The sequence below is a fragment of the Kribbella jiaozuonensis genome, assembly GCF_005233875.1.
Taxonomy (GTDB): domain Bacteria; phylum Actinomycetota; class Actinomycetes; order Propionibacteriales; family Kribbellaceae; genus Kribbella; species Kribbella jiaozuonensis.
On record NZ_SZPZ01000005.1, the window covers coordinates 58,479 to 71,933 of the forward strand.

At 68.9% G+C, this 13,455-nt stretch carries 13 protein-coding genes and 1 riboswitch; of the genes, 4 read left to right on the plus strand and 9 right to left on the minus strand.

Annotated features, from left to right (window positions below):
• Nucleotides 1-13 precede the first annotated feature (13 nt).
• A complete protein-coding gene (locus tag FDA38_RS32310) occupies nucleotides 14-961 on the plus strand; it encodes a P1 family peptidase (RefSeq protein WP_137257979.1) in 948 nt (315 codons plus the stop codon).
• On the opposite strand, the gene FDA38_RS32315 is transcribed toward FDA38_RS32310, so the two are convergent.
• Entirely contained in the window at nucleotides 962-1,456 is a 495-nt protein-coding gene (locus FDA38_RS32315; protein WP_137257980.1) for an anthrone oxygenase family protein, read from the minus strand.
• Complete coding sequence (locus FDA38_RS32320; protein WP_137257981.1) at nucleotides 1,456-2,094, minus strand: NAD(P)-dependent oxidoreductase; 639 nt, start codon at nucleotides 2,092-2,094, stop codon at nucleotides 1,456-1,458. The genes FDA38_RS32315 and FDA38_RS32320 overlap by 1 nt, the downstream gene beginning before the upstream one ends.
• 64 nt (nucleotides 2,095-2,158) lie before the next feature.
• Here FDA38_RS32320 and FDA38_RS32325 point away from each other — a divergent pair, with 64 nt between their 5' ends.
• A complete protein-coding gene (locus FDA38_RS32325) occupies nucleotides 2,159-2,641 on the plus strand; it encodes a MarR family transcriptional regulator (RefSeq protein WP_137257982.1) in 483 nt (160 codons plus the stop codon).
• On the opposite strand, the gene FDA38_RS32330 is transcribed toward FDA38_RS32325, so the two are convergent.
• Nucleotides 2,632-3,597, minus strand: coding sequence for a helix-turn-helix transcriptional regulator (locus FDA38_RS32330; protein ID WP_137257983.1), 966 nt, complete (start codon nucleotides 3,595-3,597; stop codon nucleotides 2,632-2,634). The two genes, FDA38_RS32325 and FDA38_RS32330, sit on opposite strands and share 10 nt — an antisense overlap.
• A gap of 62 nt (nucleotides 3,598-3,659) precedes the next feature.
• Between FDA38_RS32330 and FDA38_RS42755 the strand changes: the two genes are divergently transcribed.
• On the plus strand, nucleotides 3,660-4,619 hold the full coding sequence (locus tag FDA38_RS42755) for a hypothetical protein (protein ID WP_202877960.1): 960 nt from the start codon (nucleotides 3,660-3,662) through the stop codon (nucleotides 4,617-4,619).
• A 741-nt stretch (nucleotides 4,620-5,360) separates the two neighbouring features.
• Here the strand turns inward: FDA38_RS42755 and ribH are convergent.
• The 6 genes from ribH to FDA38_RS32365 form a co-directional block, all read right to left on the minus strand.
• Nucleotides 5,361-5,834 carry a 6,7-dimethyl-8-ribityllumazine synthase gene (gene ribH / locus FDA38_RS32340; RefSeq protein WP_137257984.1) on the minus strand — a complete coding sequence of 158 codons (474 nt, stop codon included), beginning with the start codon at nucleotides 5,832-5,834 and terminating at the stop codon, nucleotides 5,361-5,363.
• On the minus strand, nucleotides 5,834-7,072 hold the full coding sequence (locus tag FDA38_RS32345; protein WP_137257985.1) for a bifunctional 3,4-dihydroxy-2-butanone-4-phosphate synthase/GTP cyclohydrolase II: 1,239 nt from the start codon (nucleotides 7,070-7,072) through the stop codon (nucleotides 5,834-5,836). The genes ribH and FDA38_RS32345 overlap by 1 nt, the downstream gene beginning before the upstream one ends.
• 1 nt (nucleotide 7,073) lies before the next feature.
• On the minus strand, nucleotides 7,074-7,748 hold the full coding sequence (gene pnuC / locus FDA38_RS32350; RefSeq protein WP_137257986.1) for a nicotinamide riboside transporter PnuC: 675 nt from the start codon (nucleotides 7,746-7,748) through the stop codon (nucleotides 7,074-7,076).
• Complete coding sequence (locus FDA38_RS32355; protein ID WP_137257987.1) at nucleotides 7,745-8,350, minus strand: riboflavin synthase; 606 nt, start codon at nucleotides 8,348-8,350, stop codon at nucleotides 7,745-7,747. The genes pnuC and FDA38_RS32355 overlap by 4 nt, the downstream gene beginning before the upstream one ends.
• Nucleotides 8,351-9,379 (minus strand): bifunctional diaminohydroxyphosphoribosylaminopyrimidine deaminase/5-amino-6-(5-phosphoribosylamino)uracil reductase RibD, encoded by a 1,029-nt coding sequence (gene ribD / locus FDA38_RS32360; protein WP_137257988.1) that lies wholly within the window; start codon nucleotides 9,377-9,379, stop codon nucleotides 8,351-8,353.
• Between the two features lie 138 nt (nucleotides 9,380-9,517).
• Nucleotides 9,518-9,649: riboswitch (FMN riboswitch) on the minus strand.
• Between the two features lie 78 nt (nucleotides 9,650-9,727).
• Nucleotides 9,728-10,723 carry a serine/threonine-protein kinase gene (locus FDA38_RS32365; protein ID WP_233715059.1) on the minus strand — a complete coding sequence of 332 codons (996 nt, stop codon included), beginning with the start codon at nucleotides 10,721-10,723 and terminating at the stop codon, nucleotides 9,728-9,730.
• Between the two features lie 114 nt (nucleotides 10,724-10,837).
• Between FDA38_RS32365 and FDA38_RS32370 the strand changes: the two genes are divergently transcribed.
• Nucleotides 10,838-13,444, plus strand: a complete 2,607-nt coding sequence (locus tag FDA38_RS32370; protein ID WP_137257989.1) for an alpha-L-rhamnosidase-related protein — start codon at nucleotides 10,838-10,840, stop codon at nucleotides 13,442-13,444.
• Nucleotides 13,445-13,455 lie beyond the last annotated feature (11 nt).

The window sequence follows — 13,455 nt, forward strand, 5'->3', positions numbered from 1 at the left end:
CGACGATATCCGTATGCAGAATCCCCGGAGAGTCCGCAACCTCGGCGTCATCGTCGGCACCCTGCCCACCGGTCCCCTCAACGCGATCACCGACGTCCCCGGCGTCCGCGTCGGCCAGACCACGCTCACCGGCGACGGGCTGAACACCGGGGTCACCGCGATCGTCCCCGACGGGTACGCCGGGACGCTGCCGGCAGCTGTTGCTGTCGGCAACGGGTACGGCAAGCTCATCGGCACCACCCAGGTCGACGAGCTCGGCGTGATCGAGACCCCGATCCTGCTGACCGGCACCCTGAGCACCTTCCGGGTCGCCGACGCCTTGCTGACCTGGCTCCTCGACCGCGACCCTCGCGCCACGAGCCTCAACCCGATCGTCGGCGAAACCAACGACGCCTACCTGTCCGACATCCGCCGCCGCCCGATCACACCCGCCCACGTCCACGCCGCCCTCGACACTGCCTCGTCGGACCTCCCCCTCGAAGGCTGCGCCGGAGCCGGCACCGGCACCACCGCCCTCGGCTTCAAAGCCGGCATCGGCACGTCCTCCCGCCTTGTGGCGTCCGGCACCGTAGGAGCGATTGTGCAATCGAACTTCTCCGGCTTGTTGACGGTGCTCGGGCGACCTGTCCCCGCGAAGCCTCTTGATGCTGATGGCAACAGTTGCATGATCGTCGTGGCCACGGATCTTCCGCTCGACGCCCGGCAGCTGGGCCGGCTTGCGCGGCGGGCGGTGTTTGCGATGGGCCGGGTCGGCTCCGACTTCGCGCCCGGGAGCGGCGACTACGCGATCGCCTTCACCACGAACCGCACCCCGGGCTACGCCGACAACGATCTCCGCGGCCCGTTCCAAGCCGTCACGGAATCATTCGAGGAAGCGCTGCTCAACTCGCTCACCATGGCCCGAACCACCACCGGGCACAGGGGCACCGCCCACGCCGTACCCCACGACCTCCTCGCCTAGTCACACCCCCACGGCGGCGGTCACGCGTCGCACGCGACCTCGGACCGTCGCGCCGACCTGACTGGCGACGATGAGCACACCGAAGGCGAGGACCGCCGCTACCGTACGGATCGCGTGGGCGACCTGCCATCGATCCCGGACGCTCGCCCAATCGGACGGCGGGGTCGGCACCGACCAGGCGGACTGGTCCGAGTTGATCGGCAGGTTGATCGCGAACGTGGTCGCGAACACGACCGCCAGCAACGCGACCGCCACCAGCACCATCCGCCGATCGTTGCCCCGAGCCCGGATCGCCAGCACCACGGTCGTGATCATTTCCGGGATCAACGTTGCCGAGGCCAACTTGTCCAACGAGTCCAGCTCCACCAACCGGGTCTGCGTGTAGACCGACGCATCGAACCCGCGCAACGAGTTCTCGAGCACGAGCACGCACACCAGAAATCCGGCGAACACCCCGCTGAACAACAAGCTCGCAGAACGCACGAACCGCGTCATCAGTACGACACTCCGACCGGCTGATCGATCGTCGCCGGGTCGTCGAGTACGGCGAGCATCAAGTGCGCGACGTCGGCACGCGAGATGAAGTACCCCTTGGTGACCGTGCCGCCCACGACCGTGCGGTAGTGACCGGTGAGCGCCTTGTTGTTGAGCTTCGGCGGGCGCACGATCGTCCAGTCCGTGGCGCTGCTCATGATCGCCGCCTCCATCAGCCGCAGGTCGGCGTACACATCGGCCGCGAACGCGTTGATCATCGGGTACACCACCCGGCGGTTCAGGAAGCTCTCGTCCGCCGGAATCGGCCCGAGCGGCGCGGCGCTGACCGCGACGAACCGCCGTACCCCGGCCGCTTCCATTGCCGTCAGCATCGATCGCGTACTGCGCGACGCGACCGGCCCGTCCTTCCGCCCGCGGGCGCCGACGCCGGAGATGACCGCCGTACTCCCGTCGAGCGCCTCACGCAGCGGCTCCGGATCGTCCAGACCCGCCACCCGGACCACCTCGAGGGACGGATGCTCCACCTCGAACGACGACGACTTCCGCACCACCGCGGTCACCTTGTGCCCCGCATCGAGCGCCTGCCGTACGACGTGACCGCCGATCCCACCCGTCGCGCCGAACACCGTGATCCTCATCCCGCGTCTCCTTGCGCTATCGTGAATCTGATCTGTAACTCATATAGTACGGGAATCATAATATATGGAACAGACAGAACCGAGTGACGCACGCCACCACCGGCGTACCGGCAACGAGATCAAGGCCGCGCTCCGCGACCTGCGGATCCAGCTCGCCCTGCTGAACCATCAGGTCGGCGGCAAGCTGGCACTGAAGGACGTCGACCTGGACTGCCTCGACGTGCTCGCCCGCAGCGGACCGCTCACGCCGAGCGCGCTCGCTCGTCAGGCCGGCCTGCACCCGGCCACGCTGACCGGCATCCTCGACCGGCTCGAGAAGGCCGGCTGGATCGCCCGGGACCGCGCCCGGGCGGACCGCCGCAGCGTCACGATCCGCGTGCTGCCGGATCGCGGGATGGAGGTGTTCCGCGTGTATCAGCCGATGATCGGCGCGATGGACGACGTACTCGCCGAGTACTCCGAGCCGGAGTTGAAGCTGATCGCCGACTTCCTGCGTCGCAGTACCGAGGCCGGCCAGCGGGCCAACGAAGAGTTGGCTCAGGAGTAGAGGTCGTGGAGCGCGCGGCCGAGATTCGCCAGCTCTGCCCGTAGTTCGGGAGGCTCGAGCACCTCGACCGATGCTCCGAACCTGCTCAGTGAGGCTGCCGCGTTGCCGATCGACTCGATCGGGATCGTCACCACGACGCTCCCGTCAGGCTCCGGTTCGGCGGCCGCCACCGCCTTGACCAGGCTCGGGAACGAGACGTCGTAGATCCTGGCGGCGAGTCCTGCGGAGACTCGGACGACGGCCTCGTCGGTGTACCGGACGCGGTCGAAGCCTTCGAGGTGGTCCTGCCAGAACTGGGTCAGGTTGAAGTCCGGATCCCGCTCGAAGCTGTCCTCGGTCGGCGTCAGCTCGAGGATGTTGGAGACGCGGTACGTGCGCAGACCTCGGGGCGTCGCGGCGACGACGTACCAGCTGCCGTTCTTGAGGACCAAGCCGTGCGGCTCGAGGAGGCGCTCGACCTCGCGCGGTTCTTCCCAGCGGCGATAGAGGACCTTGATCCGGCGGTCGTGGAGCACGGCGTCGGCGACTGCGGACAGGTGCGGCGAGTCCTCGGCGTCCTGGTACCAAGCGGGCAGGTCGAGGTGGAAGCGGTTCTTGAGGCGGCCGGCGCGGTCGCGTTGGTCGGGCGCGAGGGCGGCGAGCAGTTTGAGCTCGGCCGCGCTGGTCTCCGCAGTGAGGCCGAGCGCGGCGGCTGCGCCCGGCATACCAACTAAGAACAGCGCGGCCGCTTCCTGCTCAGTCAGGCCGGTGAGCTTGGTGCGGTACCCCTCGACGAGTCGATAGCCGCCGGCGCGACCCTGATCGGCGTACACGGGAACCCCGGCCGCTGCCAGCGCTTCGACGTCGCGGTAGATCGTGCGGAGCGACACCTCGAGTTCGTCCGCGAGCTCACGCGCCGTCAGCTGTCGGCGCGTCTGCAGCAACAGCAGGATCGACAACAGCCGGCTCGAACGCATGCTGTTCAGGTTAGTGCTTATCGCTGCCATCGGTTGTCAGGTATTGGCTGGAGGCTTGCTGCATGACGACATGGAACAAGGTCACCGGCGACTTCGACTTCCTCAACGGGTACTTCGACGTCCACCACCGCACGCTGAAACAGGCCTTCGCCGACTGCGACGAGTGGCTCGAGTACGACGGGACCACGACCGCCCACACGTACTTCGACGGCCAGATCAGCATCGACGAGATGCGCTTCCCGACGAAGGGGTCGTACGGGCTGTCGCTGCGGGTGTTCGACCCGGTGGCCAAGCAGTGGAGCATCTGGTGGGTCAACAGCACCACGATGACGCTGTACCCGCCGGTGCGTGGCGGCTGGTCCGCGGACGGTACTACTTGCCGGCTCGTCGGGGAGGACTCGCTGGACGGGTTCCCGATCCTGTGCAGCTACGAGTGGTCGGACATCACCGACAAGACGGCGCACTGGGAGCAGGCGTACTCCAGCGACGGCGGCAAGACCTGGGAAACCAACTGGATCATGGACTTCACCCGGCGGTCTGATCCGCCGCCGGCTCTCGACGTACCGAAGATGACTGACGACTTCGACTTCCTGACCGGCCGCTGGTCGTTCCACAACCTGCGGCGCCGGCCGGTGCTTGGGGAGCCGTTCGAGTGGCACGAGTTCGACGCGGAGCTGGAGGGTACGACGTATTTTGATGGGGCGATCAGCGTGGATGAGGGGTGGTACCCGACTGAAGGGTTCCGGGGTGCGACGTTCCGGCTGTACGACCGGACGTCACGCACGTGGGCAATCCACTGGATCAACAGCGAACGCGGGCATCTGGAGACACCGGTCATCGGCTCGTTCGACGGGGACGTCGGCACGTTCGAGGGGCCGGACGAGTGGGACGGGCAACCGATCGACGTCCGGTTCCTGTGGAACCGCGGCATCGACAAGGCGTCGTGGGAACAGTCGTTCTCGACGGATGGGGGCAAGAGTTGGACGGCTAACTGGCATATGAACCACACGCGGATCGGGTGAGAGAAGGCCCCCGCGTGCTACGCGGACGCTTTCTTCGTCGCTGCGCTCCTCAGCGCAGCCGCTCCGCACGCTGCCCACCCACCCCCCGCTCAGCGCGGTGCATCCTTTCCGGCTATCGCCGGACGTGCCCGGCTTATCGCCGGGAGGTGCCGGCCTATCGCCGGTTGCCGGCCTATCGCCGGGGTGGCGGGCTGCCGCCCGCGGTTTGCTCGCTGGCGCTCGCGGGTGACCGCCACGTGGTCGGGCTGCATGTGGTTGGTCGAGGATCGGCTGCGAGGCCCGGATAAGGCTGGGCCACCTCACGCCGGCCCGCCCGCTGACCGATAGCCAGCAGATGCCCGGGCATGCGGCTCACCTAGCGCGCCGTCGACGGACCGGCCTCGGACCATCAGCGCGGCAGCCGCCGCCAGAGCCCGCTGCCCGAGAACGGCCCAGCAAGCAGTCACCGCGCTGAGCGCGGGATGTCCTTCGAATCGACGGTGGAGCAGCAGGCGGGTGGGTGGAAGCGCGCGGAGCAGCCGCGCTGAGGAGCGGAGCGACGAAGGAAGCGGCTGCGCAGCACGCGTGGGGCCCGCAGTCGGCCGCGGGCGGCAGCCCGCCACCCCGGCGGTAGCGGGCACCTCCGGCGGTAGCCGGAAAGGATGCACCGGCGATGAGCCGGGGGGGCGGGTGGGTAGCGCGCGAAGCAGCCGCGGTGAGGAGCGGAGCGACGAAGGGAGCGGCTGTGTAGCGTGCGGGGGCTTACCCCAGTTGCCGGACGGCGGCGAGAGTGGAGAGGGCGGCTTGGGTTGCCTCGTAGCCCTTGTCCTCGCGGCTGTCCGGAAGGCCGGCGCGGTCCAGCGCCTGGGGGTCGTTGTCGCAGGTCAGGACACCGAAGCCGACAGGAACGCCGGTCGACACACCTACCTGCATAAGACCCTCAGTCGCCGCCTGGCACACATATTCGAAATGCGGCGTATCCCCGCGGATCACCACGCCCAACGCCACGACAGCGTCGTACCCAGCCTTTGCCGCATGCAACGAAGCCACCGGAAGTTCAAAAGAACCGGGAACGCGGACCACGGTGTAGTCCGTCACGCCGGAGTCGTCGAGTGCGCGGATGGCGCCGGCGACCAGAGCGTCGGTGACTTTCGGATGCCACTGCGCCGCGACGACCGCAACACGGGCACCCTCGACCCACGGGGCTTCGATGGTTGGTGCTCCACTGCCCGACATCAGCCGGCTCCGTTCTCTTCCGTGAGTACGCCGCCCGGAAGGTGGTGACCCATCCGGTCGCGCTTGGTCCGTAGGTAGCGCAGATTGTGCTCCGTCGGGTCGATCGAGATCCCGCGACGCTCGACCACATCAATGCCATATCCCTGAACACCAGCGAGCTTGTCAGGGTTATTGGTCAGCAACCGCACCTCTTTCACGCCCAGATCAGCCAAGATCTGCGCCCCAGTGCCGTAGTCACGAGCATCAGCCGGCAGACCCAGATCAAGATTCGCATCGACCGTGTCCCGCCCCGCGTCCTGCAGCTCGTACGCCTGCAGCTTGTGCAGCAGCCCGATCCCGCGCCCCTCATGGCCGCGCAGGTACACCACCACACCGCCCTCAGCCGCGACCTGCCGCATCGCCTCGTCCAGCTGCGGCCCGCAGTCGCACCGCAGCGATCCAAAGACATCGCCCGTCAAACACTCCGAGTGCAACCGCACCAACGTCGGCCCATCACCCAGAGGCCCGCGCACCAGCGCCAGCTGCTCCGACCCGTCCACCGTGTTCCGGTAGCCGTGGGCAACAAAATCGCCGTACTGCGTCGGCAGCGTGGTCGTGGCGACCCGTTCGATCTGGGACTCCGTACGACGCCGGTACCGGATCAGGTCGTCGATCGAGACCAGCACCAGCCCGTGCTCGTCCGCGAACGTCCGCAGGTCCGCGCCACGCTTCATCGTCCCGTCGTCGTTCACCATCTCGGAGATCACCGCCGCCGGCGTCAGCCCGGCAAGACGGGCGAGATCGATCGACGCCTCGGTGTGCCCTGGCCGCACGAGTACGCCGCCCTCCCGGCCGCGCAGCGGGAACACATGCCCCGGCTGCACCACGTCGTACGACTCCGACGCCGAATCCGTCAGCACCCGGATCGTCCGAGCCCGGTCAGCCGCGGAGATGCCAGTACTGATCCCGTCCCGCGCATCGACCGAGATCGTGTACGCCGTCCGCATCCGCTCGCGGTTGTGCGGCGTCATCAGCGGGATCCCGAGCCGGTCGAGCTCCGCACCCTCCATCGGCACACACACCACACCCGAGCTGTACCGGATCAGGAACGCCAGCAACTCCGGCGTCGCCTTGGACGCCGCGAAGACCAGGTCGCCCTCGTTCTCGCGGTCCTCGTCGTCGACCACGATCACCGGTCGCCCGGCGCGGATCTCGTCGATCGCATGCTCGATCGTGTCGAGCTTCAAGACGGCACCCATGTCAGCCCACCACCACTGGTTCCGGAGTTTCGACCCGCTCGCGGTTCTGGATCTTCCACCACGACGCGAATCCGATCACGCAGAACAGCCCGTAGACGACGTACATCGTCGCCGACGGGTAGAACTTCGCCTGCACCAGCAGCGGTACGCCGACCACGTCCACCGCGACCCAGATCAGCCAGAACTCGACGAACCCGCGGGCCATCCCGTACGTCGCCAGGATCGAACCGGTCAGGATCCACGCGTCCCACCGCGGACCCCACGAGCCCAGCGCACGGAGTACGAAGTACGAGATCGCGTACAGCACCACCGCGAACCCGAGCAGTTCGAGCCGCTCGCGGGTCGTGGCCCAGCGCGGCTGCACGCCCTTCGCGGCGCCCTGGTGCCGGGTCTGGTACCAGCGGTACCACCCGTACAGGCTGATCAGCGCGAAGAACACCTGCCGGCCGGCCTGGCCCCAGAGGTCCTTGTCCTGCGGGGTGTCGAAGATCCCGCCGACGAAGACCGTGAACAGCAGCACGTTGCCGACGATGCCCACCGGCCACGCCGCGACCAGCCGGCGCATACCGAACAGGGCACTGGCCAGACCGAACACGTTGCCGACGATCTCCCGGACGAGCACCGGCGACCCGGCGATCGTCACCTGGGAGTGCAACAGCCAGTCGATCGGGTTCACTTGTTGCCTCCAGCAATTAGTCTCTCTACGTACTTCGCGATCACGTCGACCTCGAGGTTGACCGTGTCGCCCACCTTGTTCCGGCCGAGAACCGTCAGCTCGAGCGTGGTCGGGATCAGGCTGATCCCGAACGTCCCGGACGCGTCGTCGACATCGGTCACGGTCAGCGAGACCCCGTCGACCGCGATCGAGCCCTTCTCGGCGATGTACTTGAGGATCTCCGGCGTCGTCGCGACGCGGACGTCCTCCCAGTGCTCGCCCGGCGTACGGCTCGCGATCGTGCCGGTGCCGTCGACATGCCCTTGGACGATGTGCCCGCCCAGCCGCGCGTGCGCCGTGACGGCGCGCTCCAGGTTGACCGACGAGCCCTTGTCGAGGCCGCCGAGGCTGGTGCGCTGCAGCGTCTCGCGCATCACGTCCGCGGTGAACAGGCCGTCGCCATACTCGACCACCGTCAGGCAACAGCCGTTGACCGAGATCGAGTCGCCGTGACCGGCGTCCTCGGTCACCTTCGGCCCGCGGATCGTGAGCCGCGCGGCGTCGCCGTCGAGCAGGTCGAGAGACTCGACCGTGCCGAGTTCTTCGATGATGCCGGTGAACATCTACTTTCCTCCCAGAGGAACCAGGGTCAGCCGGACGTCGTCGCCCAGCCGGCTGACGTCCGCTAGCTTGAACCGCCGAAGGTGGTCGATCGATTCCGCGCCGAGATCGCCGACCGCGGCGAACCCGGAACCGAGCACGGCCGGGGCGACGTACGCGATGATCTGGTCGACCAGACCGGCGCGGACGAACGCAGCGGCCAGCGTCGGGCCGCCTTCGAGCCACAGGTGCCGGATCTGCCGGTCGTCCAGCTGCCGGAGCACCTCGGCGGGATCATGGGTCGGCAGCAGCAACGTCTCCGCGCGGTCGTTGCGGACCCGCGCGGTCGGTGGGATCTCCCGATCGCCGACGACGACCCGCAACGGCTGCCGCGCCGCCGGTACGTCGTTCTCGTCCCGGACCGTGAGCTCAGGGTCGTCGTCCAGCACGGTCTGGGTGCCGACGGCAATCGCGTCGCACTCCGCCCGATGCCGGTGTACGTCGGCGCGCGCGATCGGGCCGGTGATCCACTTGCTCGTCCCGTCCGGCGCCGCGGACCGTCCGTCCAGCGTGGTCGCGAACTTCCACGTGACGAAGGGGCGACCCATCCGGACGCTGTGCAGCCAGACGTAGTTGACCGCCTCGGCCTCGTCCCGCAGTACGCCCTCAACGACCTCGATGTTCTTGCTGGACAGCTTCTCGGCACCGCCGGCCGCAGTACGGTTCGGGTCCGGTACGGCGTACACGACGCGCGCGATCCCGGCCTCGATCAGCGCGTCAGCGCACGGACCGGTCCGGCCGGTGTGGTTGCAGGGCTCCAGCGTCACGTACGCCGTACCGCCGCGCGCCCGGGCTCCGGCCATCCGGAGCGCCTCGACCTCGGCATGCGGGCCACCGGCAACGGCATGGAAGCCCTCGCCGACGGGATGCCCGTCGGGGCCGGTGACGACACAACCGACCACCGGGTTCGGATGGGTGCTGCCGACACCTTTCGCGGCCAGTTCGACCGCACGCCGCATCCACGCGACATCAATCGGCGAAGCGTTGCTCACTGCTCTTCGGTCCCTCGTCGTCACGGACGCACTACCGGGGTCTCGTGACGACCGGCGACCACGCTCCGCCACCCGGGCTTCGCCGTACGCCGCCACCTCGCGCACGCCTCGACCGGACGTCAGAGCACACCCGCCGACCGCGTGCGCCTCCCATCCGGACTTTCACCGTCGGTCCCGGAATTCCACCAGGTCAACCAGCCGCCGAACTGCAGCGGCCGGGTCGCGGACTGTCACCGCCGGCTCGGAATTACACCGACCCCGGAGCACGCGAGTGGGTTCACTCGTGCTTCAAGTATGCCCTCCCCCGCAACCCACACCACGACCCAGGTCACATCGTGGTCGTTGCCGTCACCGAACCAGCAACCAGGTCGCACTCCCCAACAGCCCGACCGCGCCCACGAAACACCCGACCGCCACGGCCCACAGAACCCGCGACCGCCTCGGACCTTCCACCACCACCGCACGCACTCGGTCGGAGGTGGGTGGCGACTGTTGGGGGCCCGCAGGGGTCCAGTTCGGTGGGAGGGGTGGGAGCTGGTCGAACACCTCGGGGGCGTCGGGGTCCTGCAGCCATGGCTCGGCTCCCGGCGGAGGTACGGCGCCGGTCGCGGCCAGCAGGCGCCCGGCGGAGGCGGCGGACTCGGGCCGGTCGGCTGGATTCTTCGCCGTCAGGCGGCGAACGAACTCGCCCAGGGGCCCGTCGAGGTCAGGCAGACTGCTGTCCGTGCCGGGGCGCTCGCCGGTGAGGAGTTCGGCCGCGACGGCGCCGACGGCGTACAGGTCCTGGCGTGGGTCGGGGTCGGCGCCGGCCAGCTGTTCGGGCGCTAGGTAGCCCGGCGTACCGAGGACTGTGCTGTGCCGGGTCATCCGCGGTTCGTTGACCAGGCCGGCCACGCCGAAGTCGGACAGCCGCAGGTGCGGTCGCGCCGTACCCGTCGCGTCGAGCAGGAGATTGGCCGGCTTCACATCGCGGTGTACGACGCCCGCCGCATGCACCGCGGACAACCCGTGCAACAACTGATCCACCAGGACCGCGACGTACGACTCCGGCAGCGGACCGTGATCGCCGAGCAGTGTGGCAACGGACCCGCCGCGTACCAGGTCCATCGCGAACACGACCTTGTCGTCGTCCGCGGCCCACCCGTGCGGCGCGACCACATGTGGATGCTCGATCCGCAGCGACTGCTCCCGTACGAACCGCAGCAAGGTCGCCGCATCATGCTGGCCCAGCACCTTCGCCGCCACGTACGCCGAACGCCGCAGGTCCCACGCCCGCCAGACCGAGCCCATGCCTCCGGTCCCGACGAGGTCGATCAGCCGGTACCGCCCCGCAAACGCATCCACCCCGGAGAAACTACCGTCCACTGAGCGCAGTCCGCCGCCCGCTACAGGTGGACCGTCAGGATTTGGGTAATGGCTGATCCGCCATCGCCGACACCGAGAGGCCCAACTGTGACGATGCCTAGAACCGTTGACGTTGAGCAGTTGCAACTCGAGGACGACCCGTTCGTCGGTGCACCAAGGACCGACCGGCGACCGGGCGGACGATCCGACTGGCCGGCGCGCTGGATCCGGGCCGCGGAGAGCGGCGACGTGGTCACCGAATGGCCGGCGCGGTGGATCCGGGCGGCGGAGAGCGGCGACGTGGTCACCGAATGGCCGGCGCGGTGGATCCGGGCGGCGGAGAGCGGTGACGTGGTCGGGTTCCGGCTGCGGGTCGACTGCGCGGAGCCGGGTGAGGTCGTTGTCCACGTGTCTGCCGACGAGCGGTACGAACTGTGGGTCGACGGTGACCTCGTCGGCCGTGGCCCCTCGCGAGGCGAGGTCAGCCACTGGTCGTTCGAGAGCTACCGTCTGCGGTTGCCCGCCGGCGGCCACTGGCTTGCTGCCCGGGTGTGGAGCCTCGGGGACGACGCACCACTGGCGCAGCTGAGCCTCGGCGACGGTCCCACCTTCCTCCTCGCCGCCGAGCCCGTCCGCGGCCAACACCTTGAACTTGCCACCGGCACGGCGCCCTGGCAAACAGCCGCACTCCCCGGCCACGGCCGCCGCTCCAAAGGCGACGGCTACGGCTGCGGAGCCAGACACACCACCGACGGCCGCACCTATCCCTGGGGCTGGCAAACCAACACAGACAACCTCACCTGGTCCCCAGCCAAGCCCAGCGGCGCCCCCGGACGACCAAGCGACGGCGCACGACTGAGCCCGGCAAACGCGGCAGACGCGGGCGGCGCGGCAGGCGGGGGCGGCGCGGCAGGCGGGGGCGGACCAGGCGGACCGGGCGGAGCGGGCGGACGGTCTGGTGGCGGTGGGCGGTTGTTGGTGCCGGGGCGGTTGCCGGCGGCGGTGCAGCGGTGGGTTGGTGGGGCTCGGGTTCGGCATGTTGCGGAGCATCTGGTGGGACGACCGACTCGTGACTGTGTCGTGGATCCGGCGGATCACCTGGACGATGAGGCCGGCGATTGGCAGGGGCTGCTCAGCGGTACCGCGCTCGTGGTGCCGCCCGCGACCTGTCGGCGGGTGTTGATCGACCTCGACCAGTACGTCTGCGCCTACCCCGTCCTCGACCTGGAGGGCGGTCGCGATGCCGAAGTACGACTGCACTGGCAGGAGTCCCTCTACGAGACGGATCCCCAAGCAGGTAAAGGACATCGCGACGTTGTCGCCGGCAAGCTGTTCGGCCGGCCAGGGCTCGTGGAAGACGGCATCGGTGACCTCTTCATCGCAGGCGGCGGCCGCGAGCACCACAGCACCCTGTGGTGGCAGTCCGGCCGCTACGTCGAGCTCCTCATCACCACAGCGACCGAACCGCTCACGATCACCGGCCTGCGGTTCCGCGAAACCCACTACCCGTACGAGAACCGCACCGCCTTCACCGCCAGCGACCCACGGCTCGCCCAGATCGGCGAACTCGCCTTCCGCACCCTGCAAGCCTGCAGCCACGAAACAACAATGGACTGCCCGTACTACGAACAACTCCAGTACGCCGGCGACACCCGCCTCCAGTGCCTGGTCGCCTACGCCACCACCGGCGACGACGCGCTAGCCCGCCAGGCACTGCGCGCCTTCAGCCGCAGCCAGGGCGAGAACGGGCTGGTGCAGTCCCGGACACCGTCCCGGCACGCCTCCCCCATCCCGCCGTTCACGCTGTGGTGGGTGGCGATGGTGCACGACTTCGCCCTGTGGCGCGGCGACCTGGCCTTCGTCACCGAACTCATGCCAGGCGTCCGCGCAGCCCTCGACGCACACCGCCGTACCGTCGACGACCGCGGCATCTTCCACGCGCTGCACGGCTGGAACTTCACCGACTGGGTGCCGGGCTGGGACGCCGGCACCCCACCTGGCATCGTCCAGGACGGGGAACAACACCCCGACTGGCCCGGCCCGGGACGCGGCGTGTCCGCGGTCCTGCAACTCCAGCTGGCTCTGGTCGCACGGCAGGCCGCCGACCTGGAGTCCTGGGTCGGCACTGCCGCCGGATACTCACAGCTGGCCGACCAGCTCGTCGAAGCCGCCGACGACGCCTTCTACGACACCGACCGCGGGCTGTACGCCGACGACCTCGCGCACAGCGCGTTCAGCGAGCACGCGCAGTCGCTGGCACTACTCGCGGGAGCGAAGTACGGCGAGACCGCCGTCCGGACGATGCTCCAGGAGCCGGCCGGTGCCCTCGCGCGGACGACTGTGTACTTCGACCACTACCTGTTCGAGGCACTACAGCGGATCGGCCGGACCGATGTGCTGCTGGACCGGCTCGGACTCTGGTACGGCCTGCTGGACCGGGGCCTGCGGACCGCGATCGAGCACCCCGAGCCGACCCGCAGCGACTGTCACGCCTGGGGTGCACATCCGCTCTACCACTACATCTCGACGCTGCTCGGCGTCCGGCCAACCGCACCCGGAATGACCGCAGTCACGATCACTCCCCAGCTCGGCGGCCTCGAGTGGGCCCAGGCAACGGTACCGACACCGCATGGCCCGCTCGAGGTCCGCGCAGAGGCCGGCAGACCACCAGCGGTCGCTGCCCCACCAGAGATCACGGTGACAATCGCACCGACACTCTGATGGGGCCGCGG